The 23,144-nt window shown below is 56.9% G+C and carries 17 protein-coding genes and 1 pseudogene; 9 read left to right on the forward strand and 9 right to left on the reverse strand.

Annotated elements, in window-relative coordinates:
- Positions 1-3: 3 nt before the first annotated feature.
- Genes topA through gltX form a run of 6 tightly spaced genes read right to left on the reverse strand, consistent with a single transcriptional unit; the run spans position 4 to position 8,383 of the window.
- Positions 4-2,814 (reverse strand): type I DNA topoisomerase, encoded by a 2,811-nt coding sequence (topA, locus tag A4S02_RS01810; RefSeq protein WP_082246724.1) that lies wholly within the window; start codon positions 2,812-2,814, stop codon positions 4-6.
- A gap of 29 nt (positions 2,815-2,843) precedes the next feature.
- Complete coding sequence (gene dprA / locus A4S02_RS01815; RefSeq protein WP_070322767.1) at positions 2,844-4,082, reverse strand: DNA-processing protein DprA; 1,239 nt, start codon at positions 4,080-4,082, stop codon at positions 2,844-2,846.
- A 30-nt stretch (positions 4,083-4,112) separates the two neighbouring features.
- Entirely contained in the window at positions 4,113-4,754 is a 642-nt protein-coding gene (plsY, locus tag A4S02_RS01820) for a glycerol-3-phosphate 1-O-acyltransferase PlsY (protein WP_070322768.1), read from the reverse strand.
- Complete coding sequence (locus A4S02_RS01825) at positions 4,754-6,046, reverse strand: dihydroorotase (RefSeq protein ID WP_070322769.1); 1,293 nt, start codon at positions 6,044-6,046, stop codon at positions 4,754-4,756. The genes plsY and A4S02_RS01825 overlap by 1 nt, the downstream gene beginning before the upstream one ends.
- Complete coding sequence (locus tag A4S02_RS01830; protein ID WP_070322770.1) at positions 6,043-6,984, reverse strand: aspartate carbamoyltransferase catalytic subunit; 942 nt, start codon at positions 6,982-6,984, stop codon at positions 6,043-6,045. Before A4S02_RS01830 ends, A4S02_RS01825 begins: the two co-directional genes overlap by 4 nt.
- Positions 6,977-8,383 (reverse strand): glutamate--tRNA ligase, encoded by a 1,407-nt coding sequence (gltX, locus tag A4S02_RS01835; RefSeq protein ID WP_070324142.1) that lies wholly within the window; start codon positions 8,381-8,383, stop codon positions 6,977-6,979. The genes A4S02_RS01830 and gltX overlap by 8 nt, the downstream gene beginning before the upstream one ends.
- Before the next feature lie 85 nt (positions 8,384-8,468).
- Between gltX and A4S02_RS16000 the strand changes: the two genes are divergently transcribed.
- The 3 genes and pseudogenes from A4S02_RS16000 to A4S02_RS15780 all read left to right on the forward strand — a co-directional run bounded on the left by A4S02_RS16000 (position 8,469) and on the right by A4S02_RS15780 (position 11,244).
- Entirely contained in the window at positions 8,469-8,834 is a 366-nt protein-coding gene (locus A4S02_RS16000; RefSeq protein ID WP_162272815.1) for a hypothetical protein, read from the forward strand.
- 16 nt (positions 8,835-8,850) lie between these two features.
- Positions 8,851-9,972: pseudogene (locus tag A4S02_RS15830) on the forward strand (ComEC/Rec2 family competence protein); the annotation flags it as partial.
- 249 nt (positions 9,973-10,221) lie between these two features.
- Positions 10,222-11,244, forward strand: coding sequence for an IS110 family RNA-guided transposase (locus A4S02_RS15780; RefSeq protein WP_070323524.1), 1,023 nt, complete (start codon positions 10,222-10,224; stop codon positions 11,242-11,244).
- A 562-nt stretch (positions 11,245-11,806) separates the two neighbouring features.
- Here the strand turns inward: A4S02_RS15780 and A4S02_RS01850 are convergent.
- The gene (locus A4S02_RS01850) at positions 11,807-12,847 is read right to left on the reverse strand and encodes an IS110 family RNA-guided transposase (protein WP_012813095.1); all 1,041 of its coding nucleotides are present in this window, start codon (positions 12,845-12,847) and stop codon (positions 11,807-11,809) included.
- Between the two features lie 201 nt (positions 12,848-13,048).
- Here A4S02_RS01850 and A4S02_RS01855 point away from each other — a divergent pair, with 201 nt between their 5' ends.
- On the forward strand, positions 13,049-13,432 hold the full coding sequence (locus A4S02_RS01855; RefSeq protein WP_070322771.1) for a hypothetical protein: 384 nt from the start codon (positions 13,049-13,051) through the stop codon (positions 13,430-13,432).
- A 12-nt stretch (positions 13,433-13,444) separates the two neighbouring features.
- Here the strand turns inward: A4S02_RS01855 and A4S02_RS01860 are convergent, their stop codons facing one another.
- Positions 13,445-13,783 (reverse strand): carboxymuconolactone decarboxylase family protein, encoded by a 339-nt coding sequence (locus A4S02_RS01860; RefSeq protein WP_003628378.1) that lies wholly within the window; start codon positions 13,781-13,783, stop codon positions 13,445-13,447.
- 17 nt (positions 13,784-13,800) lie between these two features.
- Here A4S02_RS01860 and zapE point away from each other — a divergent pair, with 17 nt between their 5' ends.
- From zapE to A4S02_RS01885, 5 genes are all read left to right on the forward strand, one after another.
- Complete coding sequence (gene zapE / locus A4S02_RS01865; RefSeq protein ID WP_082246725.1) at positions 13,801-15,150, forward strand: cell division protein ZapE; 1,350 nt, start codon at positions 13,801-13,803, stop codon at positions 15,148-15,150.
- Between the two features lie 209 nt (positions 15,151-15,359).
- Positions 15,360-18,233: a 2-oxoglutarate dehydrogenase E1 component gene (locus A4S02_RS01870; protein WP_070322773.1), complete on the forward strand. Its 2,874-nt coding sequence runs from the start codon at positions 15,360-15,362 to the stop codon at positions 18,231-18,233.
- Between the two features lie 111 nt (positions 18,234-18,344).
- Positions 18,345-19,586 (forward strand): 2-oxoglutarate dehydrogenase complex dihydrolipoyllysine-residue succinyltransferase, encoded by a 1,242-nt coding sequence (odhB, locus tag A4S02_RS01875; RefSeq protein ID WP_070322774.1) that lies wholly within the window; start codon positions 18,345-18,347, stop codon positions 19,584-19,586.
- An 80-nt stretch (positions 19,587-19,666) separates the two neighbouring features.
- Positions 19,667-21,388: a dihydrolipoyl dehydrogenase gene (gene lpdA, locus A4S02_RS01880; protein WP_070322775.1), complete on the forward strand. Its 1,722-nt coding sequence runs from the start codon at positions 19,667-19,669 to the stop codon at positions 21,386-21,388.
- A gap of 65 nt (positions 21,389-21,453) precedes the next feature.
- A complete protein-coding gene (locus A4S02_RS01885; RefSeq protein WP_070322776.1) occupies positions 21,454-22,488 on the forward strand; it encodes a L,D-transpeptidase in 1,035 nt (344 codons plus the stop codon).
- A gap of 150 nt (positions 22,489-22,638) precedes the next feature.
- On the opposite strand, the gene A4S02_RS01890 is transcribed toward A4S02_RS01885, so the two are convergent.
- A complete protein-coding gene (locus tag A4S02_RS01890) occupies positions 22,639-23,124 on the reverse strand; it encodes a DUF3597 domain-containing protein (protein WP_019089696.1) in 486 nt (161 codons plus the stop codon).
- Positions 23,125-23,144: the final 20 nt, after the last annotated feature.

Consider the following 23,144-nt stretch of genomic DNA (forward strand, 5'->3'; position numbering starts at 1 on the left):
AGATTACTCGGTTTCGGCTTTTTTCTTGCGCGTTGTGGTGGTGGCCTTCTTTTTGGCGGGCGCCTTTTTCTTGGGGGCCGCTTTTTCTGCACCATCTGCATCAGCCTTGGCTGTGCTTTTGGTTGCGGTTTTCTTTTTGGCTGCCGTTTTTGTGGTGGTGGCCTTCTTTTTGGCGGGCGCCTTTTTCTTGGGGGCCGCTTTTTCTGCACCATCTGCATCAGCCTTGGCTGTGCTTTTGGTTGCGGTTTTCTTTTTGGCTGCCGTTTTTGTGGTGGTGGCTTTCTTTTTAGCACCAGCCTTGGCTTTTAGGGGTTTGCCCTTGTCTACCAACAAGGCCACGGCCTCATCCAGCGTTACGGCATCCATATCCGTGCCACGCGGCAGGGTAGCCACTATCTGGCCATGCTGCACATACGGGCCAAAGCGGCCTTTGCGCACCATAACTGGCTCACCATCCTTGGGGTGCACACCCAAATTGCGGATAGAGGCCAGCTTTTTAGCCAGTGCATCCACAGCACGGTTGAGGCCAATGGTCAGAACATCATCGTCCTTGTCCAAAGATCCGTACACCGCGCCCATTTTTACAAACGGACCAAAGCGCCCAAGCCCGGCCTGAATGGGCTCGCCCGTTTCGGGGTGAATACCAACAAGGCGCGGCAGAGAGAGCAGGCCAAGAGCCTGATCCAGCGTAATGCTTTCCCCAGTGATATTTTTGGGCAGGGAGGCACGTTTGGGCTTGGCTTTTTTGTCTTCTGGGTTGGGTTCACCCTGCTGCACATACAGGCCCCACGGGCCTTGGCGCACGGTAATATCCTCATGCGTTTCCGGGTTCTGGCCCAAAAGGCGCATACCGTCCTTAAGGGCGGCCTCATCACCTTCTTCCGCGCTGTCGGCCGTTAAGCGGCGGGTGTACTGGCATTCCGGGTAGTTGGAGCAGCCAATAAACGCGCCATAACGGCCCAGCTTCAGGCCAAGGCGGCCTGTGCCGCAGGAGGGGCAAACCCGTGGGTCTGATCCATCAGCGCGTTCGGGGAAGAAGAATGGCCCCAAGTCCTTATCGAGTGCATTGAGCACATCGGTAATGGTGAGTTCCTTGGTGCCGGATACGGCTTTGGAAAAATCGTTCCAGAACGCGGCCAGAACCTGCTTCCACTGCGCGCGGCCACCGGAGATATCATCCAGCAGTTCTTCAAGGCTGGCGGTAAAGCCCGTATCCACATACCGTTCAAAGAACGAGACAAGGAAGGCCGTTACCAGCCGCCCGCGTGCTTCGGGAATAAAGCGGCGGTTTTCTAGGCGCACGTAGCTGCGGTCTTGCAGTACGGTCAGAATAGAAGCGTAGGTAGAGGGGCGACCAATGCCCAGCTCTTCCATCTTTTTGACCAGAGATGCTTCGGAATAACGCGGTGGCGGCTGTGTGAAGTGCTGCTCGGCATCCACTTTTTCGCGCTTGAGCGGGTCTTTTTCCTGCATGCTGGGCAGCATACGGGCATCATCATCCGCTGCTTTCTCGGTATCATCGCGCCCTTCACGGTAGAGCTTGAGAAAGCCCTCAAACGTGATGATGGAGCCATTGGCACGCAGCACGGTCTGGCCGGAGGGACCTGCGATATCTACTGCCACCTGATCTAGCGATGCAGATTCCATCTGGCTGGCAACAGCACGCTTCCACACCAGTTCGTACAACCGGCGCTGGTCATTATTCAGGAATCGGGCAACGGATTCAGGCGTGCGGGACACATCGGTGGGGCGCACGGCCTCATGCGCTTCCTGCGCGTTCTTGACCTTGGAGGTATAGATACGCGGTTTGGCAGGCACATATTCTGTGCCAATTTTCTGGCCGATATGCTGGCGAATAGCGTTGATGGCTTCTTGCGCCATCGTCACGCCATCGGTTCGCATATACGTAATCAAACCTACGGTTTCACCACCCAGATCCATACCTTCATAAAGCTGCTGGGCGGTGCGCATGGTGGTTTGCGCGCTCATGCCCAACTTGCGGGAGGCTTCCTGCTGCAAGGTGGAGGTGGTGAACGGCGGTTGCGGATTGCGGCGAACCTTGCGGCGTTCGATAGATTTTACGGCAAGGTTTTCAGCTTCCACCGCTTTTTTGGCGGCCTCGGCCAGTTCCGCATTGTGCAGATCAAACTGATCCAGCTTTTTGCCGTTCAGATGTGTTAGCCGAGCGCTAAAGGCAGCACCTGCGGGGGTAAGCAGCGATGCAATAACGCTCCAGTATTCCCGCGGTTTAAAAACCTCAATCTCGGCTTCCCGCTCACAAATCAGGCGCAGTGCCACAGATTGCACACGCCCCGCACTGCGAGACCCCGGCAGCTTGCGCCACAACACGGGGGAAAGCGTAAAGCCCACCAGATAATCCAGCGCCCGGCGGGCCAGATAGGCCTCAATCAGCGGGAAATCCAGATCCCGCGGGTGCTCCATGGCGTAGCGAATGGCAGATTTGGTAATTTCGTTAAACGTAACGCGCTGAACGTCTACCCCTTTCAGGGCTTTGCGTTCTTCCAGCATGGCGCGCACATGCCACGAAATGGCTTCACCCTCACGGTCCGGGTCAGTGGCCAGATACAAACGGTGTGCGCCTTTAAGCGCTTTGACAATGGCGGCAACCTGCTTCATGCCCCGCTCATCAGACTGCCACTTCATGGCAAAGTCTTCATCCGGCAGCACGGAACCATCCTTGGGTGGCAGATCGCGCACATGCCCGAAGGAGGCCAGCACCGTGTAGCCATCCCCCAGATATTTGTTGATCGTTTTTGCCTTTGCGGGCGATTCGACCACAACAACGTCAGTCATACTCTCTCCGACCTGCCTGCAAGCAGCACTTACCCTGCCGTTTCTGCCTGATTATCCGCCAGACCGACCATGCCCCCAGAATAAGTGGAGACGCAGCCGGAAAGCTCAAGTTCCGTGAGCGCGACAAGCACGGCAGAAGCCGAGAACTGGCAGCGCCTAATCAGATCGTCAACCGCTATGGGCGTAAAGGAGAGGAGCGAAAGCAGGTTTTCACGCACATCTTGTGCGGTGGAGGGCGCTGAAAAATGCGGTTTTAGGGCAATTGGTTCTTTTTCATCCACATTTTGGGGAGAAGCAAAAAATGCAGGCTCCGGACGGTCTAAAACAAAAGGCAGACCGGTTTGAGCAGAGGATGCAGATTTTTTTTGGCGTGGCGCAGAAACGCCGGGAAGGGATACGATAGAGCCAGCAGGTTGAGGGACGACTGGTGGCAGATGCGGCAAAATATCTGCCACACTTTCTGTGAGAATAGCGCCGTTACGCAAAAGATTGTTACTGCCCCGGCAACGCGGGTCTAGCGGTGAGCCGGGAACAGCAAATAATTCCCGCCCGTAATCCACCACCATGCGGGCCGTAATGAGGGTACCGGAATGGGGTGCAGCTTCTACCACAACACACCCAAGGCCCAAGCCTGCAATAAGCCGGTTACGGCGTGGGAAGTGGCGGGCCAAAGGGGCCGTGCCCAGCGGGGCTTCAGTGACCACTGCGCCTTTTTGGGCAATTTCTGCCTGAAGGTTGGCATTTTCTGGCGGGTAGGGGCAATCCAGCCCGCCAGCAATGGCGGCAATGGTGCAGCCTTGGCGATGCAGTGCGCCTTTATGGGCAGCTTTATCAATGCCGCGTGCCAAGCCGGAAATAACACTTAGCCCGGATTCTACCAGCTCTGTTGCAAGGCTTTCTGCCAGCCGCATACCCTGTGCCGAGGCATTGCGTGCGCCCACAATGCTTACCCCCGCACGGCTGAGGCATAAAACATCACCCAGAACACTTAGCACAGGTGGCGCATCTGGAATCTGACGTAAAAAAGCAGGGTAATCTGCATCAAAAAGTGTGAGGAAACAGCCTCCCATCTGCAAGGTGGCGTCTATCTCCCGCATCACCACAGCCATGGGGGGTATCACCGGCTGGTTGCGGCCTTTCACTGGCAGATAAGGCAGGGCTTCCAGCGCTTCTGCGGCAGAACCGTATTTATCTACCAGTTTCCGCCATGTGCGTGGGCCAACCTGTTCGGTACGTGCCAGACGAAGGCAGGCGGGCAGGGATGTCATGCTTGGGTAATCAGGCAGCCAAATTGCGGATCACGGCTTCTTCTCACCAATCCGCGGTTCTTTTCCGCTGAAAATGCGGACAATGTTTTCATGATGCCGCGCAATCACCAACACACTGATAAGCACAGCCGCCAAGGGCTTGGGGGAAGCCTGAAAGGAAAAGCCATAAAGTGCCAGCAACACCACCGGCATGATGATGAAGGCTGCCAAAGCCCCGGCAGAAGAAATACGCGTGAGCTTGGCAACACTCAGCCACGTGGCGCAGCCAGCCAGCCCGGTAAGCGGAGAAAGAGCCAGCATGGCACCCAGCCCGGTTGCAACACCTTTACCGCCCTTAAACCCCAGAAAAATCGGGTAGCAATGCCCCACCACAGCGGCCAGAGCCGCTACGGTTACGGTGCGGTCTGAAAAATCAGGCGGGGTCATAATCCAGGCAATGGCAACTGCCAAAAAGCCCTTGGCAGCATCTAGCAGCAGTGTTGCTGCGGCCAGATCCTTACGGCCTGTGCGCAGCACATTGGTGGCCCCGATATTGCCGGAACCAATTTTGCGCAAATCTCCTGCACCCGCCAGATTGGTAAGGAGCATGCCAAAAGGCACGCTGCCCAGCGTATAGCCCATGAACGCCATGGCCGCGACAAGCTTTAAGGCATAGGGAGGCAGGGATTCCATTATGCCTGTCCTGCCGCATACACCCGGCGGCCAGCTTTCCATGTGCCAAGCACGCGGCCTTCTAGCGGGCGGCCATCAAAGGGTGTGTTTTGCGCACGGCCCGGCAGTTTACCAGCCTCTACCAGCCAGCTTTGTTCGGGATCGAACAGGCACAGATCAGCCGCAGCACCCACAGCCAGCGTGCCGCATTCTGCACCTAGCAACTGCGCAGGGCGGTGGGTGAGCAGGGAAAGTGCTTGAGGCAGCGTGAGCGTGCTATCATGCACACGTGCCAGCGTAACACCCAGAAGCGTTACCAAGCCTGTGCCACCGGTTGCGGCCTGCGCAAAGGGCAGGCGCTTATCATCCGCATCACGCGGGAGATGGTCCGAGCCAATGGCGTCTATCGTGCCATCAGCCAGTGCTGCGCAAATGGCCAGCCGATCATCCTCGCTCCGCAATGGGGGCGAGAATTTGGCATAGGTGCGGAAATCGCCAATCGTGTTTTCGTTCAGGTCAAAATACGGCGGAGCGGTATCACACGTTACATTCAGCCCGCGTTCCTTGGCCTGCCGAATAAGGGCCACACCTTCACCGGTGGAAACATGGGCAAAATGCAGGCGTCCGCCCGTAAGTTCAGCCAGACGAATATCCCGCGCAATCATGATGGCTTCTGCTGCGGCCGGAATGCCGGGTAGCCCCAACCGTGTGGCCAAAGCCCCAGCCGTGGCGCAGCCAGACCCTGCCAATGAGGGTTCTTCAGGGTGCTGTACAATCATGGCCCCAAAGCCGCTGGCGTAGGAAAGGGCCAACCGCATCAGGCGTGCGGGGTCTAGCGCACGTGCACCATCCGTAAAGGCTACGGCACCGGCTTCGTGCAGTAGGCCAATTTCTGCCAGTTCCTTCCCTTCGCACCCTTTGGTGAGGGCACCGTAGGGCAAAATAGTGATAGCCCCGGTTTCTTCCCCACGGGTGCGGAGCATCCGCACAAGGGCCGGGTTATCTATGGCCGGTTTGCAGGTGGGCAGCACGGCAAGGGTGGTAATGCCCCCGGCAGAAGCGGCCCGCGCGGCGGAGGAAACGGTTTCACGGTATTCATATCCCGGTTCACCAATTTCTACGCGCATATCCACAAGGCCAGGGCACAGCACAGCGTTTTTGCCATCAATAACGGTGGCATTTTCTGGCGTGCCTTCGGCTCCGGCTTTATCCGTGCCAACAATAACGCCATCACGCACCAGCAGGCGGCCGGGTTGGTCCAGCCCGGATGCAGGGTCTATCAGGCGGACGTTTTCAAATAAAAGGGTATTCATGCGGCGGGCCTGCTGCGGGTAAGGCGGTCCAGAACGGCCATGCGCACGGCAACGCCCATTTCAACCTGTTCCTGAATGACGCTCTGGCTAGAATCAGCGACAAGACTGTCTATTTCCACCCCACGGTTCATGGGGCCGGGGTGCATAACCAGCGCATTCTTGCGGGCCAACTGCAACCGGCGCTGATCCAGCCCGAAAAAGCGGAAATATTCACGCGCGCTGGGGATAAGGCCGGAGGACATGCGCTCACGCTGCAAACGTAGCATCATCACTACGTCCACATCCTGCAAGCCTTCTTCCATATTGTGGAAGATTTCCACCCCGCGTTGCTTCATGGCGCCGGGCACCAGCGTTGGCGGGCCAACAAGCCGCACTGTGCTACCCATGCCAGTAAGCAGGAAGATATTGGAGCGCGCCACGCGGGAATGTGAAACATCCCCACAAATGGCCACTTTCAGCCCAGCCAACGTGCCCAAGTGGCGGCGAATTGTCAGCGCATCCAGCAGGGCCTGTGTGGGGTGCTCGTGCATGCCGTCACCAGCGTTTACCACGCTGGCTTCCACCTTTTGCGCCAGCAGAGCCGGTGCGCCGGATTGAGAATGACGCACCACCAGCAGGTCTGTCCGCATAGCGTTGAGCGTTGCGGCCGTGTCCAGCAGCGTTTCACCCTTGTTCACCGAGGATTGGGCAACGGACATATTGATAACGTCCGCCCCCAAACGCTTGCCCGCCAGCTCGAAAGATGTGCGGGTGCGCGTACTATCCTCAAAGAACAGGTTGATAAGGGTGCGCCCCCGCAGCACATCGCGCGGCACCTTGCGGGAGCGGTTTAACAGGGCATAGCTTTCGGCCAGATCCAGCAAAGGCTCGATCTGGTCGGGCGTCATGCCTTCCAGCCCGAGCAGATGCCGGGTGTGGCGGCCGGAAAAGCTAGCCATGCAGAACGGCTCCCAAACGGGCGAGGGTTTCATCCTTGCCCAGTGCTTGCAGGGTGGCATCAATGCCGGGGGAGGTGTTGGAGCCTGTTACGGCAGCGCGCACAGGCTGGGCCACCTTGCCCAGCTTCAACTCATGCTTTTCAGCAAAGGTGCGCAGGGTGGTATCAATGGCTTCTGGGGTAAAATCTGGCACGGCGGCCAAGTCACGCGCCAGTTCACCCAGCATGGTACGGGCTTCTGGTGTGAGCAGCTTTTGCGCTTTGTCATTGAACGTTAGCGGCACCTGACGGCCAAGGAAAGCTGCACTTTCTGCCAGTTCAACCAGCGTGCGTGCGCGTTCCTTCAGCCCCGGCATCAGGGCGGCCACGCGGGCGCGGGTGGTTTCATCCACGCTTACGCCATCCATCTTTTTAAAGCGTTCCATCACATCGTTGGTCAGGCGTTCATCATCCGCCTGCCGCAGCCATACGGCGTTGATGTGCAGCAGCTTGGCGTAATCCATGCGGGAAGGAGAGCGGCCAACGCCATCAATATCAAACAGCTTGATCTGCTCTTCACGCGAGAGGATTTCCGCATCCCCGTGACCCCAGCCCAGACGCAGCAGATAGTTGCACAGGGCTTCGGGCAGGTAGCCCATTTCACGGAATTCCACCACAGATTGTGCACCGTGGCGTTTGGAAAGCTTAGCGCCATCCGGTCCATGAATAAGCGGTAAATGCCCAAAGCGTGGCAGGTCCCACCCCATGGCGCGGTAAATCATGGCTTGGCGGAAGGTGTTGGTTAAGTGGTCATCACCACGGATCACGTGGGTAATGGCCATATCGTGGTCATCCACCACAACGGCGTGCTGATAGGTGGGGGTGCCATCGGAACGCAGGATGATCATGTCATCCAGTTCGGCATTGGCAACGCGCACTTCACCCTGCACGAGGTCATTGATTGTGGCTTCCCCTTCACGCGGGGCTTTAATACGCACGGCAAAAGGTGCGCCAGCCGGAGCTTCGGATGGGTCCCGATCCCGCCACATGCCATTATAGCGCGGGGGCAGGCCTTTGGCCTTGGCGTCCTCACGCATTTGGTGCAGCTCTTCAGGCGTGCAATAGCATTTATAGGCAAGGCCCTTTTCCAGCAGATCAAGGGCCACTTCCCGGTGCCGAGCCTCACGCGAGGACTGGAAGACCGGTTCTTCATCCGGTTCAATTCCCATCCAGGCCAGACCGTCAAAAATAACGTCTACAGCCTGTTGGGTGGAACGCTCACGGTCGGTATCCTCAATACGCAGGAGGAACTCGCCGCCGTGATGACGGGCAAAGAGGAAATTGAACAGGGCTGCGCGGGCGTTGCCAATATGCAGCAGGCCTGTAGGACTCGGAGCGAAGCGTGTACGGATGGTGGTCATGGGGTGGTTCCATACCATGCGCAAGCGCAAGGAGCCATATGCCACGCCTGATGTTACACCTGCATTCTAGGAACAAAGGCGGCTGGTGCTGTGGGCACCGGTGGGCTTGGCGCTGGGTGCAGTGCTGTATTTTGGCTTGTTGCATTCAGAACCCAGCCTGCTGGCGGGGGGTATGCTGCCGTGCGGTGTGGCTGCGCTGGCCAGTATTGCGGCGTGGCGTATGCGTTATTCGCTTTGGGGGCGTCTGCTCTGGGGTGGGTGCATAACTGTGGCCCTTGGGTTTGCAGCAGCTTGGGGTGGCACGCACAGGCATACGCCCATGCCCGATTTGCCCCGCTTTGCCACAGAAATATCGGGCACGGTGCAGGTCATAGCCCTGTTGCCACCAGAAGATGGCACGGATGCACCGTTTGAGCGCAGAGTAGATCTGGCGCAGGCTGTTTTTTTATAATGCGCTGGATGATGGCATGCCGCCCTTACGGCGCGTGCTTTCTGTGTATCTCCAACCAAATGATTCAGCAGAGCTACGGGTGGGGGATCAGTTGCGCGTAAAGGTTCTTTTGCAGCCGCCACCATTTCCAGCACTTCCCGGCGCGCGAGACAGACAGTTTGAGGCATGGTTTGCCAATCAGGCCGGAAGTGGCCGTGCCTTGGGGCATGTGCAGCGTGTCACAATAGCGCAAACAGGGCAGGGTTATAAACTGCAACTGTGGTTTGAAAGCCTGCGTGAACGTATAAATGCGCGCATTCACACCGTTTTACCCGGCCCGGAAGGTGGCGTGGCGGCTACCGTGCTGGTGGGGGCTTCCGAAACTGTGGAAAAACAGGTGCGTGAAGATTTTGCGGCCTCCGGCTTAGCGCATCTTCTGGCCGTTGCTGGGCTGCATCTGGGTATTGTGATGGGCCTTGTTATGGCAGCAAGCCGCCTGCTTTTGGCCACCACGGAATACACAGCCTTGCGTTGGCCCTGTAAGGCCTTGGCCGCTTTATGCGCGTGGGGTGTGGGGCTGGTTTACGTGTTGCTGACAGGGGCACATCTGCCTGCCCAACGCAGCCTGTTAATGGCCGCAGTGGCAGTGCTGGGTATTGCAGCGGGGCGGCGCGTTGTTTCCATGCGCGGCTTGGCAGTGGCGGCCTGTGTGTTGGTGCTGTGTATGCCGCAGGTGGTTGTGGGGGTTGCGTTTCAGATGTCCATGGCGGCGGTTATGGCGCTGGTGGCTGGGTATGAGGTGTTGCAGCCAAAACTTACGCGTTGGCGGGCCAGTAAACCGGGGTTTGGGCACTGGCTGGCATGGCACAGTGCTGTTTTGGCATTAACCAGTGTGCTGGCAGGCTGCGCCACCTTGCCGGTGGCTATGGCGCATTTTGGCGTTATCCAGCCGTTTTTTGTGGTGGCCAACATGGTGGCCGTGCCGCTGATGGCTGTGTGGATTATGCCGTTTGGCCTGCTGGCCGTGGGCTTCATGCCCCTGCATATGGATACCCCGTTTTTGTGGCTGATGGGTGCAGGTGTCCGTCCCGTTATATGGCTGGCGCATATAGTGGCGCACTGGCCTGCTGCACGTATGGCTGTGCCACACATGCCGGGGTGGGGGGTGTTGGCCGTTATGCTGGGGCTGTGCTGGATATGTTTATGGCGGCAGCGCTGGCGTTGGGTTGGGTGCGCTGGTTTGGTGCTGGGCATGGCAAGCCCGTGGCTTGTGGCACAACCCGATGTGGTGATCAGCCCGGATGGCGGCCTAGTGGGTGTGAGATGGGGTGGTTGCCGTCCTCCCCGCACGGCATCGCAATGTGCCAGAATGGTCGTTGGAAGAAACGACTGCGCGAAAGGACGGCAGATGAAGGATACAGTGATAGGCGTTGATCTGGCAAAGAACATTTTCCAGGTTCATGGAGCTTCGCGTGCGGGCGAGGTGATGTTTCGCAAAAAGCTGCGTCGTCAGCAGTTTATGCAGTTCATGGCCACGCAGCCGCCTGCTCTGGTCGTTCTTGAAGCGTGCGGGAGCGCGCATTACTGGGCTCGCGAACTGGCAGGAGCTGGTCACGAGGTCAGACTGATCGCTCCGCAGTATGTGAAGCCTTTCGTGAAGCGCCAGAAGAACGATGCTGCTGATGCGGAAGCGATTGTCATTGCGGCCCGTCAGCCGGAAATGCGCTTTGTCGAACCACGCACTGAAGCGCAGCAGGCGCGTGGCGTTCTTTTCCGGGCCCGGCAGCGTCTGGTGCACCAGCGCACGGAACTGGTGAATGCCCTGCGTGCCGTTCTGTATGAATTCGGTCTCGTCGTGCCACAGGGGATTGCGCATATCAGACACATTGAAGCCATGCTGGATGAGGCGGTTCTGCCAGAGGCTGTGAAGCAGGAATGCCTTGATCCGCTGCGACAGATTTCGGAGCAGAGTGTGCGGATTGATGTCAGAACAAAGAAGATCAGGATGCTTGCCCAGGAAAGTGAAAACACCTGCAGATTGCAGAGCATGCCTGGAGTGGGTCCTCTGACCGCTCTTGCGATTGAAGCTTTTGCGCCTGACCTGCAGAGCTTCCGGCGCGGGCGCGACTTTGCTGCGTGGCTGGGGCTGGTGCCCCGTCAGTTCTCATCTGGCGGAAAGGAAAGGCTGGGGAAGATATCAAAAGCCGGGCAGGCTGATATCCGCAGGCTTCTCATCATGGGCGCCATGACCCAGGTGAACTGGGCCAGCCGTAAGGCCCCTGCACCGGGAAGCTGGCTGGCACGGATGCTGGCCCGCAAGCCCCGTATGCTGGTAGCCATTGCGCTGGCCAACAGGATGGCACGAGCCATCTGGGCCATGGCAACAAAACAGGAGGATTATCGGGATCCGGCCCTGTCCGTGGCAGCCTGAGCGATGGCTCGGCTCCCGCGGATGGAACCGGTAGGGGTGTGAGAGGGCGATGACCTGAATGGGCGCATGATCGTCTGATCCGGATCGGAAAAACCAGTGGATTTCTCTGTGCTTTAAAGCACGCCTGTGAGATTTGGATCTGATCCGCTGATCACCATACTGGCCAGTGGCTTCTGAAAGGCCACATCAACAGGCCTTACAGAAGACCGCACACGATCACACGTCAATATGGGTCAGAAAACTCTTGCATAACGGACGGCAACCATATGTGGACGGCTCCCCCTTATGTGGACGGCTCCCCCTTGCAAGGGGCTAGGCAAGAAAATGATCGGATCTTTGCTTCCATATGTCCGGCCTGTTGATGCGGCCATAGGGTCGCTGGCCAAGATGGCTTCCGCAGCGTGAGCCCCAAACACAGAAGCGGTCTTTGATGACCACTGGTTGCCACGGGTTTTCTCACGCCATGGATCGATCGATCACACCATCTGCTCTATTACTTGCAAGCCACGACCTCAGCTCGGCACGAGAGCGTCAAATGTCAGCGCATCGTGCCAGGCTAAGCTCAAACAGCAGCTGCGCCGGGTTGCTGCAGAAGGCGCTTATAGTGTTCGCCGCTGACCATCAGTTTCCAGGCAATCCGCGCAATCTTATTGGCAAGGGCCACCGCTGCGAGTTTCGGTTTTTTGCGCTCCAGCAATTCACGTAACCAAGATGAGGCATTCTTCCCATTGGTCCGCCGGGCATGCGACACGACTGCGGTCGCGCCAACCACCAGCGTGCTTCGCAAGACCTCATCGCCAGCGCGTGTGATTCTGCCAAGCCTTGTTTTTCCACCGGTTGAGTGATCCCTGGGCGTCAATCCGATCCAGGCCGCAAAGGCTCGACCCGATTTGAACAGATGCGGATCAGGCGTTTTCATCATCAGCAGCGCTGCGCCGATCGGGCCAACGCCCGGAATTTTCGCAAGACGCTGACTGCATTCGTTGGCGCGGTGCCATGCCATCACCTTGCCCTCAAGCTGTTCGATTTCACCTTGCAATTCAGCATATTCCTTTGCGTGAAGGGCAAACAACTCGCGCGTCAATGTGGGCAGGCTTTCGTCCGCAGCGATCCGATCAAGGAGTGCCTCAATCCGGCACATGCCTTTGGGCGCCGTGATCCCAAACTCGGCAGCATATCCCCGGATCGTATTGGCGAGCTGTGTGCGGTTCCGGATAAGTCGTGCCCGCATTCCAATCAGCATCAACGCTGCCTGCTCTTCCTCGCTCTTGAGCGGGACGAACCGCATTGTAGGCCGACTCATCGCTTCACAGAGGGCTTCCGCGTCGGCGGCATCGTTTTTCCCGCGCTTGACATAAGGCTTCACGAGCTGCGGCGCGATCAGCTTCACTGTGTGTCCCAGACACGAGAGCACCCGCCCCCAGTAATGGGAGGCGCCACAGGCCTCAATCGCGATTTCAATCGGGGGCAGTTTCTCAAAAAACTTTACCATCTCCCGGCGGGATAGCTTCCTGCGCAAAACAGGCTGCTCCTTCGCGTTTACACCGTGCAATTGGAAAACACTTTTTGACGTGTCCATGCCAATACGGATAATTTGTTCCATGGGTGGCCTCCTCTGTGAATTCTGCAACGACTTCACCTTGGCACATCGCGATGCCGTTGGGAGCCGTCCACCCCATCACAGAAGAAATTCCGGTAAGGTCTATGTCATAGGCCAATCCCGCGCAGTGCGGCCTGTTATGCAGGTATGGGGGCAATATTTTGCCCAGCCCATAGAAATGTTCCCGCCAGAGGGGGAAACGAAATGTTCCCGCCAGAGGGGGAAACGCCCGATGGCGCGCTGACATGCGGGGCAGAAGATACGCCAGATACTTGCGTGGCTTTGCTGCACGGGCAAGGTGTGGTGGTGCGCAGGCAGGATGCCTCAGATGGACGTGTGCCATTGTCTGCCGATATCTGCACGGGGGCGGATGTGGTTATCAGCGTAGCACCCTTACGTGCTTCCTGCCTGAATGTGCCCATAAGGCTGGATCGGTTTTCAGCGTGGGAAAACGGGGCGGAAGCCGTGTTTTTGCATAAAAGCAGAAATGTGGTCAGAACAGATCGTGCATGGCGCGGGCAACGCCCGTGGGTGTTAAAGTCCGGTGGCCACGGTATGCCTGTTCTGCCACTGGCACCTTCTGAATAAGTGAAAGGATGCTTATTCAGGCGTATCTTCAAACGCTTCCATCACGCGGCTGGAATACACAAGTGCTGCCCCGGCATTCAGCGCCACGGCCACGCCAAGGGCTTCTGCAATTTCTTCCTTGCTGGCACCGGCTTTTTTGGCAGCGGCAGAATGCACGGCAATGCAGCCATCGCACCGGGTGGTAACAGCCACGGCCAGCGCAATCAGTTCGCGCGTTTTGTCATCCAGATGCTTTTTTTCTGGCAGGGGTGTTTCCAGCGTTTGCAGTCCTTTAAGAGTATTGGGTGTAAGGGACGCCAGCGTTTTGACATTCTGTGCCATGTTTGCGCGGTAAGCATTCCAGTCTGTCATGATCGCCTCTCTCAATTATGTGGTCTAAACCGATCACAACTGCATCAGATGTGGCGCTTTTTGTCACGACACGGTTAGGAGAGGCTTGTACGCTTGCGGAATGTGCGGTGGAGCCGTTATCGGGCAGGGTTATGACACAGACAGACATGAACGGGGCATCGGTCGCAACACGGCTGGGGCCATTGGCAGTTTACCAGCAGCGTATTGCCGCAGGGGAACTGAAGAGTGATCCAGACCAGCTGCGCGTTATAACGCGGCTGAACACCTTGTGGCAGGAGCTTGCAACCATGCCAGCCTTGGCCGCGCCAGTGCCAGCACAAGGGATGGAAGGCAAGGCCAAAGGCCTGCTGGCTGGTTTGGCCCGCAGGTTGCGCCCGCAGGCAGATACCTCGGCCTCTCGCCCGGCGCGCCCGCGTGGGTTGTATATTGTGGGCCGTGTGGGGCGCGGCAAAACCATGGTGATGGATCTGTTTTACGCCTGCGCACCTGTGCAGAAAAAAGCACGTATCCACTTTTTGCGCTTTATGCAGGATGTGCACCGTGATGTGCATGATCTTAAAGCTGCCAACCCCAATATGGCAGACCCCATTCCACCTTTGGCCAAAACCATTGCCAGTAAGGCGCAGCTTCTGTGCTTTGATGAGTTTCAGGTGAACGACATTGCCGATGCCATGATTCTGGGTCGGCTGTTTGAGGCCCTGTTTGCCAATGGGGTGGTGATTGTTGCCACTTCCAACACAGAGCCTTCGCAGTTGTTCCAGAACCGCCCGGGGGCCGATGCGTTTAAACCATTTATTGCCGTTATCCAGCGCGAACTGGATACGATTGAGCTGGATTCGCAGCGTGATTACCGCCGCGGGCGGGAGCAGGACCGTGAAACATGGCTTGTACCAGCGGATTCTCAGGCTAAAAGCAGGTTGGATAGAATTTTTGCCCGCTATGCAGGGGATGAAAAGGCCGCCCCAGTGGACTTAAAGTTCAGCGGGCGCGTGTTCGAGGTGGATCAGGCAGCAGGCCCGGTGTGCCGGTTTGATTTCAACTCTTTGTGTGGCAAGCCGCGCGGGCCGAATGATTATCTGGCGCTGGCAAAGCGCTTTCCGGTGGTTGTTGTCGATAACATTCCGTGCATGGGGCAGGATGATGCCAACCTTGCCCGGCGCTTCATCACGCTTATAGATGCCTTGTACGACAACGGAAATCTGCTGTTTGCCTCGGCTGATGCCCAGCCCGACCAACTGTTTACAGATGGGGATGGCGCCGATGCGTTTGCACGCACAGCATCACGTCTCGCTGAGATGGGAAGTGAAAGCTGGCTGGAGCATGGGGCGCAGGCTGCGCAACAGGCCCACAGCCTCTCTAGAGCGTGACATCCCACGCCCTTGTTCCCGCCACATACGCGGTCTAGCTCTTTGATACAGAACAAGCCGAAAGCGGGATGGCTTTCCGGCAAAAAGGACACAGGGGACGCTCCGCGCTATGGGGCGGAGTGAAGAAAAAATGGTCCGGTTTACGGTGGAGAACGACACAATATCTGGCCAACGGCGCGCATGTGCCCCGTGGCAAGGAGGAATGTGAGATGGCGGTTTCGGACGTACTGGCAACCGCTCTTAACGGTGCCAATATCGCTTACCTTGCGGATCTGTATGCCCAGTGGGCAAAAGATCCCAAAAGTGCGGATCCGTCCTTCGATATTCTGTTCAGCTCACTGGGCGATGATGAAGCCGCAGTGCTGAAGGATGCCGTTGGGGCCTCTTGGGCGCCACGCCCTTCCATTATCACGGGGGATGAACCCGCACCTGCTCCGAAGGGGAAAGGTGGCCCGGCTGGTGGGTTGGCCGCGCAGGATAGCCTGGCCATTGCCCGGCTGATCCGTGCGTATCGTGAATACGGCCATCTGGAAGCCTCGCTTGATCCGCTGGGCCTGAAGGAACCTCATAAAACCGAGGAACTGGACCCCGCCACATACGGTTTTGGTGAAAAAGACCTGAACCGCGAAGTGTTTATTGGCTCGCTGCTTGATCCGCTGCTCAAGGGCAAGAACACGGCCAAGGTTTCCGAGGTTATTGCAGCACTCCGTTCTGTGTATTGCGAAAGCATTGGCGCGGAATACATGTATGCCCGTAACCACGAACAGCGCGAATGGCTGCGCAAACGCTTGGAAGGCGATAACTGGCGCGCCCACGTAACGGTGGAAGAGCAGAAAGTTATCCTAGCTAACCTGACCGAAGCCGAAGGTTTTGAGGCATTCTGCCAGAAGCGTTACGTGGGCGCCAAGCGTTTTGGTCTGGAAGGGGGCGAAATCTCCATTCCATCCCTGCACGCCATTATTGATTCCTGTGCCAGCCAGGGGGTGACATCGGTTGCCATCGGTATGGCGCATCGTGGCCGCTTGAACACGCTGGTTAACGTGGTGCGCAAGCCTTACGTGGCTATCTTTAACGAATTTGCCGGTGGTTCCTTCAAACCAGATAACGTTGAAGGTTCGGGCGATGTTAAATACCACCTTGGTTCCTCCACAGATGTAGATGTGGCAGGCAAGGCAGTGCATATTTCGCTCCAGCCCAACCCTTCACATCTGGAAGCGGTTGATCCGGTTGTGTGCGGTAAGGTGCGCGCCATTCAGGATGATGCGGGCGATACGGAAAAACGTCTTTCCAGCCTTGGCGTTATTATCCACGGTGATGCTGCATTTGCCGGACAAGGCATTGTTTACGAAACCTTTGCCATGTCCCAACTGCCGGGATACCGCACGGGTGGCACCATCCATATGGTGGTGAACAACCAGATTGGCTTTACCACCAATCCGGAATGTGGGCATTCGGGCGTTTACGGCACCGATGTTGCAAAATCCATTGAAGCCCCCGTGCTGCATGTGAATGGTGATGATGCCGAGGCGGTAATTTACGTTTCTCGCCTTGCAGCAGATTACCGTCAGGCTTTTGCAAGTGACATTGTGCTGGATATCGTCTGCTATCGTCGCCACGGGCATAACGAAACGGATGAGCCAGTCTTCACTCAGCCGGTCATGTACAAAGCCATTGCCGCGCATGATACCCCGCACACGCTTTATGCAAAACGCCTTGTAAAAGCAGGCGTTGTGACGGATGACGAAGTGAAGGCCCAGTGGGATGCCTTCCATGCCAAACTGGATGATGATTACAAGGCTGCCCAGTCTTACAAGGTGAACAAGGCAGACTGGCTGGAAGGTGGCTGGAAAGGCTTGGTGGCTGCTGGTCATGATCCGGAACGCGCCTTCCCTGAAACAGGTGTTGCACTGGATGCGCTGCGCAAGATTGGCGAAGCCATTACAAAAGTGCCAGAAGGCTTCAACCTGAATTCCAAAATTGCCCGCCAGCTTAAGGCCAAGGCAAATATGTTCAGCTCGGGTGAAGGGTTTGACTGGGCAACCGGTGAGGCTCTGGGCTTTGGCTCCCTGTTGCTGGATGGCCACCGCGTGCGTCTTTCTGGTGAGGATTGCCAGCGCGGCACGTTCAGCCAGCGTCATGCCGTTTGGACGGATCAGGAAAACCAGACACCCTTTACGCCGCTGAACCATATTCAGGACAAGCAGGCAAAAATCGAAATCTGGAACTCGCTTCTTTCAGAATACGGTGTGGTTGGGTTTGAATACGGATATTCCGTGCGCAACCCGCAAACGCTGGTGCTGTGGGAAGCCCAGTTTGGTGATTTTGCCAACTGTGCTCAGGTAATTATCGATCAGTTCATTGCTTCGGGTGAAACCAAGTGGCTGCGTATGTCCGGTTTGGTCATGCTGCTGCCGCATGGTTACGAAGGGCAGGGGCCGGAACATTCTTCTGCCCGTCTGGAACGTTATCTTCAGCTTTGTGCTGAAAATAACATGTTTGTTTGCAACATCACCACGCCAGCAAACTACTTCCATGCCCTGCGCCGCCAGCTCAAGCTGGATTACCGCAAGCCGATGATCCTGATGGAGCCGAAGTCTCTGCTGCGGCATAAACTTGCGGTTTCCGCTCTGGCAGATTTTGGTCCGGGCACACGCTTCAAACCCGTGATTGGCGAAATTGATGATCTGGGTGCCGATAACAAGGTGCGCCGCGTGGTGATCTGCTCTGGCAAGGTCTATTACGATCTGCTGGCCGAACGCCGGGAAAAAGGCATTAAGGATGTTGCCATCCTGCGTCTGGAACAACTCTACCCCTTCCCGGAAGCAGCCCTAGCCGCCGAACTTAAGCGCTATCCTGAAGCAGACATTGTCTGGTGTCAGGAAGAAACGGAAAACGGCGGTGCATGGCATTTTGCAGACAGGCGGATTGAAGCAGCTCTTGTTGCCGCAGGCCATAAGGCAGGCCGCCCGCAATATGTGGGCCGTGCCGCAGCAGCCAGCCCGGCCACCGGCCTTGCCCGTATTCATGCGGCAGAGCAGGCGGACTTGGTTGAACGCGCATTGGGGCTGAAAAAGTCTGGCTGAACCGGATTAGGCTGAATTGAAGAAAACGGCCCGCAAATACGGGCGCCCCCCCGGTGCCACTGCCAAAAGTTCAAAGTGGCACCGGGGATTTAAAAGAAGATGGGGAACAGGATGTCTGTCGAGATCAAGGTGCCGACACTGGGTGAAAGCGTAACCACAGCAACCGTGGCCAAATGGCTGAAGCAGCCGGGCGAAGCAGTGCAGGCAGATGAACCGATTGTTGAGCTGGAAACCGATAAGGTGAGCGTGGAAGTTTCTGCGCCGCAGGCTGGTGTTCTGGGCCCGCAGGCTGCCAAGGAAGATCAGGAAGTGGAAGTGGGCGCACTGCTGACCACTCTGGAACCTGGTAAGGCCGGTGCAGCACCAGCCGCCAAAGCCGCAGCCCCGGAAAAGAAAGCAGAACCCGTAGCTGCTGCCGCTCCGGCAAAAGCAGCCGCGCCAGCACCTAAGGCCGCAGCACCTGCTCCGGCAGTGGATGCCGGTGCCGCTCTGCCAGCAGCCCGCAAGATGATGGCAGAAAACGACCTGAGCGCACAGCAGCTTGCAGGCACTGGCCTTGGTGGCCGTATTACCAAGGGTGATGTACTGGGCTTTTTGGCTAACCCACAGGCCGCAACACCAGCCGCAGCCCCCAAGCCGCCGCGCAATGATGACCCGCGTGAAGAACGCGTGAAGATGACGCGCCTGCGCCGCACCATTGCCCGCCGCCTGAAGGAAGCACAGAACACGGCGGCCATGCTGACAACGTTTAATGAAATCGACATGTCCGGCGCTATGGCGCTGCGTGCCGAATATCAGGACTCGTTTGTTAAAAAGCACGGTGTCAAGCTGGGCTATATGTCCATCTTCTCTCGCGCTGTTGTGGCAGCCCTGAAAGAGTTCCCGGCTATTAACGCAGAAATTGACGGTGATGATGTTATCTACCGTGATTTCGTAAACCTCGGCATTGCCGTGGGTGGGCCAAACGGGCTGGTGGTGCCGGTTATCCGTGATGCCGACAAAATGGGCTATGCCCAAATTGAAAAAACCATTGCAGGTTTTGGCAAGGCTGCACGTGAAGGTACGTTGAAGCTGGATCAGCTTTCTGGCGGCACCTTCTCCATCACCAATGGCGGTATTTACGGCTCTTTGCTGTCCACCCCCATCCTGAACGCACCGCAGTCTGGCATTCTGGGCATGCACTCCATTCAGGAACGCCCGGTGGCCGTGAACGGGCAGGTGGTGATCCGCCCGATGATGTATATTGCCCTTTCTTATGATCACCGCATTGTAGATGGCAAGGAAGCCGTCAGCTTCCTTGTGCGGGTGAAGCAGAACGTGGAAGACCCGCGCCGCCTTCTGATTGAAGTCTGATAGCGCGGTTGCCGAAGGGGTGAATGTGCACCTCTTCGGCCAATTTTTCTGCATATCACTACGTGAGCGAGACGAGACCCATGCCGATTGAAATTAAAGTTCCCACACTTGGAGAAAGCGTTACGACCGCCACGGTGGGGAAGTGGCTGAAACAGCCGGGTGAAGCTGTAAAAGTGGATGAACCAGTTGTTGAGCTGGAAACAGATAAAGTAAGTGTGGAAGTGCCTGCTCCGGCATCTGGTCGGCTTGAAAATCATGCCGTAAAAGAAGGTGATGAAGTAGAAGTTGGCGCTGTGCTGGCTACGCTGGAAGCCGGTGCCGCAGGTTCTGCGCTCGCCGCAAAAGCTACTGCACCTGCTGCCAAGGCAGAAGATGCCAAACCAGCCGCAGCACCAGCAGCGCAGGCTCCGGCAGAAACAGATTATGATGTTGTAGTTATTGGTGCAGGCCCCGGTGGGTATGTGTGCGCCATTCGTGCTGCACAGCTTGGCTTTAAAGTGGCGTGTGTGGAACAGCGTGCAACACTTGGTGGCACCTGCTTGAACGTGGGTTGTATTCCTTCCAAGGCATTGCTTCAGTCTTCCGAAAACTATCATGCAGCCGGGCATGATTTTGCCGCTCATGGTGTGGTGATTGATAGCGTAAAGCTGGATCTGGCCCGTATGCAGGCCCGTAAGGCAGATATTGTGGGCGCCAACGTGAAGGGCGTTGAATATCTGTTCAAGAAGAACGGCATCACCTGGCTGAAAGGCCACGGCAAGGTGGAAGGCACAGGCCGCCTGAGCGTGGATGGCAAGCCGGTAACCGCTAAGCACATTGTTATTGCCAGCGGCAGCAATAGTGCCAACCTGCCTGGCATTGAGATAGATGAAAAAGTTATTGTCACCTCCACCGGTGCGTTGGAACTTTCTGAAGTGCCCAAGCGCCTTGTGGTGATTGGTGGCGGTGTTATCGGTCTGGAACTTGGTAGCGTATGGGGCCGTCTGGGTGCCGATGTAACTGTTGTTGAATTCCTTGATCGTCTGGTGCCGGGCACGGATAACGAGGTGGCCTCGCAGTTCCAGAAGCTATTGGTGAAGCAGGGCTTCAAGATGAAGCTGGGCCATAAGGTCACCAAAGCCGAAAAAACCAAAAAAGGCGTGGTGCTGACGGTTGAACCTTCAGCCGGTGGCACTGCCGAAACGCTTGAGGCCGATGTGGTTCTGGTTGCTGTGGGCCGCACGGCTGCCAGCAAGAACATGGGGCTGGAAGAAGCTGGTATTGCGCTGGATAAGCGTGGCCGTGTTGAGGTGGATGCACATTACACCACCAGCGTGCCGGGCATTTACGCCATTGGCGATGTAATTGCAGGCCCCATGCTGGCCCATAAGGCAGAAGAAGAAGGCGTAGCCTTGGCAGAACTGCTGGCTGGTCAGGCTGGGCACGTGAATTACGATGCTATTCCGGGTGTAATTTACACATGGCCGGAAGTTGCTTCTGTTGGCTTTACGGAAGAACAGCTTAAAGACAAGGGCGTGGCTTACAAAATCGGCAAGTTCCCCTTCATGGCCAATGGTCGTGCCCGCGCTTTGGGCATGACGGATGGCTTTGTAAAGGTGCTGGCAGATAAGCAGACAGACCGCGTTCTGGGTGTGCACATTATTGGCCCATGTGCTGGCGAACTGATTGCTGAAGCCACAATGGCCATTGAATTTGGGGCCTCTGCCGAAGATATCGGTCGCGTGTGCCACGCACATCCAACCCTGAGTGAAGCCGTGAAGGAAGCCGCGCTGGGAGCTGACAACCGCGCGATCAACATCTGAAAGTTTCCTTCTAGCTGAAAGTGGTGCCATACTCTCTCCTATTCAGAAGATGGGAGAGAGGTGGCATGTTCGTGCCAAGGCATCCAACTGTATGGGCAATGGCTGGTAGCCTGCTTTTGGCACCGGGTGGGCTTGCTGCGGCCCAAACGCCTGCGCCAGATGCAGCCTCTCAAACCGAAGAATCCCGCCCAGAAAAATCATCCATACAGGGTGATGGCGCGCAAACACAGGCTCCTACGCAGGAAGCGCCGGATGGCCATGTGCCTTACGCACCACCACCCGAGGAAGCCGCGCAGCTTCCCCCCATGCCTGTGGTGGATAATGAGGAAGCCCGTAAGGAAGCCGATAGCCTTACGCGGGATTTCCGGCACGAAGTGCCCGTAGCCCTTAAAGTTTCAACTGCACGTAAAACCGCATGGATCGCACTGGCCCGCCAGCAGTTGGAGCAGGCCGGGTATGTTATTGACCGGCCTCAGGTGCTGGTGGTGGTGGATCGTAACCCTTCGGTGCAGCGCCTGTGCCTGATTCTGACCCTGCCGAATGATCCAGACTGGCAGGTTATTGGCAGCACCAAGGTTTCTACAGGCACTACGGGGCGCAAGTATTATTACATTACGCCCACCGGAGTGTTTACCAACACGGCAGATCGGCTTGGTTACCGTGCGCTTGGCACCAAAAATGAAAATGGGATCCGCGGCAACGGTATCAAAGGCATGCGGGTGTGGGATTTTGGCTGGCAATGGGCCGAAAAAGGTTGGCTACCCAGCCGGGAAAAAGGTCAGATTCGGTTGGAAATGCACGCAACAGATCCCGTTTATCTGGAGCAACGGCTAGGCCACACGGCATCTGAAGGATGCATCCGTATTCCGGCATCGTTAAACGTGTTTATAGATAAGCACGGCTTGATAGATGCGGAATATGAGCAATGGGCCGCCGTAGATATGCGCTTTAAAGCCCTGTTACGGCCAGATAGAAAGCCCACAGCTATTTCAGGCGTAGCCGTAGTGGTGGTGGATTCGGCTGATTATCGTCCAGATTCAGATAAAACCGCAGCACTTAAAGAAAATGCAGGCCCATCCAAATTAGCTGCGCGAGGGTAAAATTAGGGCGGACAGGGTGTAACTGTTTGGGGGGCTATAAAACCGCAAACGCCGCCTGTGCCTGCCTGATGCCTCAACAAAAAGGTGTGCCACCCGTAAGCAGCACGCCTTTTTGTTTCAACCGGTAAAACTGGTTTTTCTTACCAGATATTACAGGCCAGCAGGCACTTTGCCGCCGTTTTCGGCCAATTTCTGGCGGACTTCTTTAATCAGCCATACGTTCATGGTGGCGCTATCGTTCGTGTCACCCGTATAGCCCAGTTCGCCTGCCAGTTTCTTGCGGGCGTCCAAGGAGCTGTCGAGGCCCAGAAGCTTCAGCAGATCCACAATGGATTCCTGCCAGTTCAGGTTCTGGCCATTTTTTGCAGCCATATCGGCCAGCACGGCATCAACATTTACCGGTGAGCCAGCAGGCGGAATGGAACCCGGAGCCGCAGCGGCAGCAGCAGAAGGCTGTGCACCAGCGTTGGCAGGGGATGTGGTGTCTGGCGTGGCAGCCTTGGCATGATGGAAAATGGCGGAGAGAATGGAGCCAAAAATGCTCATGTTCAGAAATCCTTTCGCAAGAGCCAGCATGACTTTTACAATACAAGAAGCAGAATGCTTAAAGGCAAGCCATGCAATACCCCTAAGCATACAGCAGCATTGCTTGTTGC

The sequence above is a fragment of the Acetobacter ascendens genome, assembly GCF_001766235.1.
GTDB lineage: Bacteria > Pseudomonadota > Alphaproteobacteria > Acetobacterales > Acetobacteraceae > Acetobacter > Acetobacter ascendens.

What these genes read in the sequence shown, in the direction of transcription:
- topA (WP_082246724.1), bottom strand. Translation starts at nt 2,814, where the DNA reads ATGACTGACGTTGTTGTGGTCGAATCGCCCGCAAAGGCAAAAACGATC.
- dprA (WP_070322767.1), bottom strand. Translation starts at nt 4,082, where the DNA reads ATGACATCCCTGCCCGCCTGCCTTCGTCTGGCACGTACCGAACAGGTT.
- plsY (WP_070322768.1), bottom strand. Translation starts at nt 4,754, where the DNA reads ATGGAATCCCTGCCTCCCTATGCCTTAAAGCTTGTCGCGGCCATGGCG.
- A4S02_RS01825 (WP_070322769.1), bottom strand. Translation starts at nt 6,046, where the DNA reads ATGAATACCCTTTTATTTGAAAACGTCCGCCTGATAGACCCTGCATCC.
- A4S02_RS01830 (WP_070322770.1), bottom strand. Translation starts at nt 6,984, where the DNA reads ATGGCTAGCTTTTCCGGCCGCCACACCCGGCATCTGCTCGGGCTGGAA.
- gltX (WP_070324142.1), bottom strand. Translation starts at nt 8,383, where the DNA reads ATGACCACCATCCGTACACGCTTCGCTCCGAGTCCTACAGGCCTGCTG.
- A4S02_RS15780 (WP_070323524.1), top strand. Translation starts at nt 10,222, where the DNA reads ATGAAGGATACAGTGATAGGCGTTGATCTGGCAAAGAACATTTTCCAG.
- A4S02_RS01850 (WP_012813095.1), bottom strand. Translation starts at nt 12,847, where the DNA reads ATGGAACAAATTATCCGTATTGGCATGGACACGTCAAAAAGTGTTTTC.
- A4S02_RS01855 (WP_070322771.1), top strand. Translation starts at nt 13,049, where the DNA reads ATGTTCCCGCCAGAGGGGGAAACGCCCGATGGCGCGCTGACATGCGGG.
- A4S02_RS01860 (WP_003628378.1), bottom strand. Translation starts at nt 13,783, where the DNA reads ATGACAGACTGGAATGCTTACCGCGCAAACATGGCACAGAATGTCAAA.
- zapE (WP_082246725.1), top strand. Translation starts at nt 13,801, where the DNA reads ATGTGGTCTAAACCGATCACAACTGCATCAGATGTGGCGCTTTTTGTC.
- A4S02_RS01870 (WP_070322773.1), top strand. Translation starts at nt 15,360, where the DNA reads ATGGCGGTTTCGGACGTACTGGCAACCGCTCTTAACGGTGCCAATATC.
- odhB (WP_070322774.1), top strand. Translation starts at nt 18,345, where the DNA reads ATGTCTGTCGAGATCAAGGTGCCGACACTGGGTGAAAGCGTAACCACA.
- lpdA (WP_070322775.1), top strand. Translation starts at nt 19,667, where the DNA reads ATGCCGATTGAAATTAAAGTTCCCACACTTGGAGAAAGCGTTACGACC.
- A4S02_RS01885 (WP_070322776.1), top strand. Translation starts at nt 21,454, where the DNA reads ATGTTCGTGCCAAGGCATCCAACTGTATGGGCAATGGCTGGTAGCCTG.
- A4S02_RS01890 (WP_019089696.1), bottom strand. Translation starts at nt 23,124, where the DNA reads ATGCTTAGGGGTATTGCATGGCTTGCCTTTAAGCATTCTGCTTCTTGT.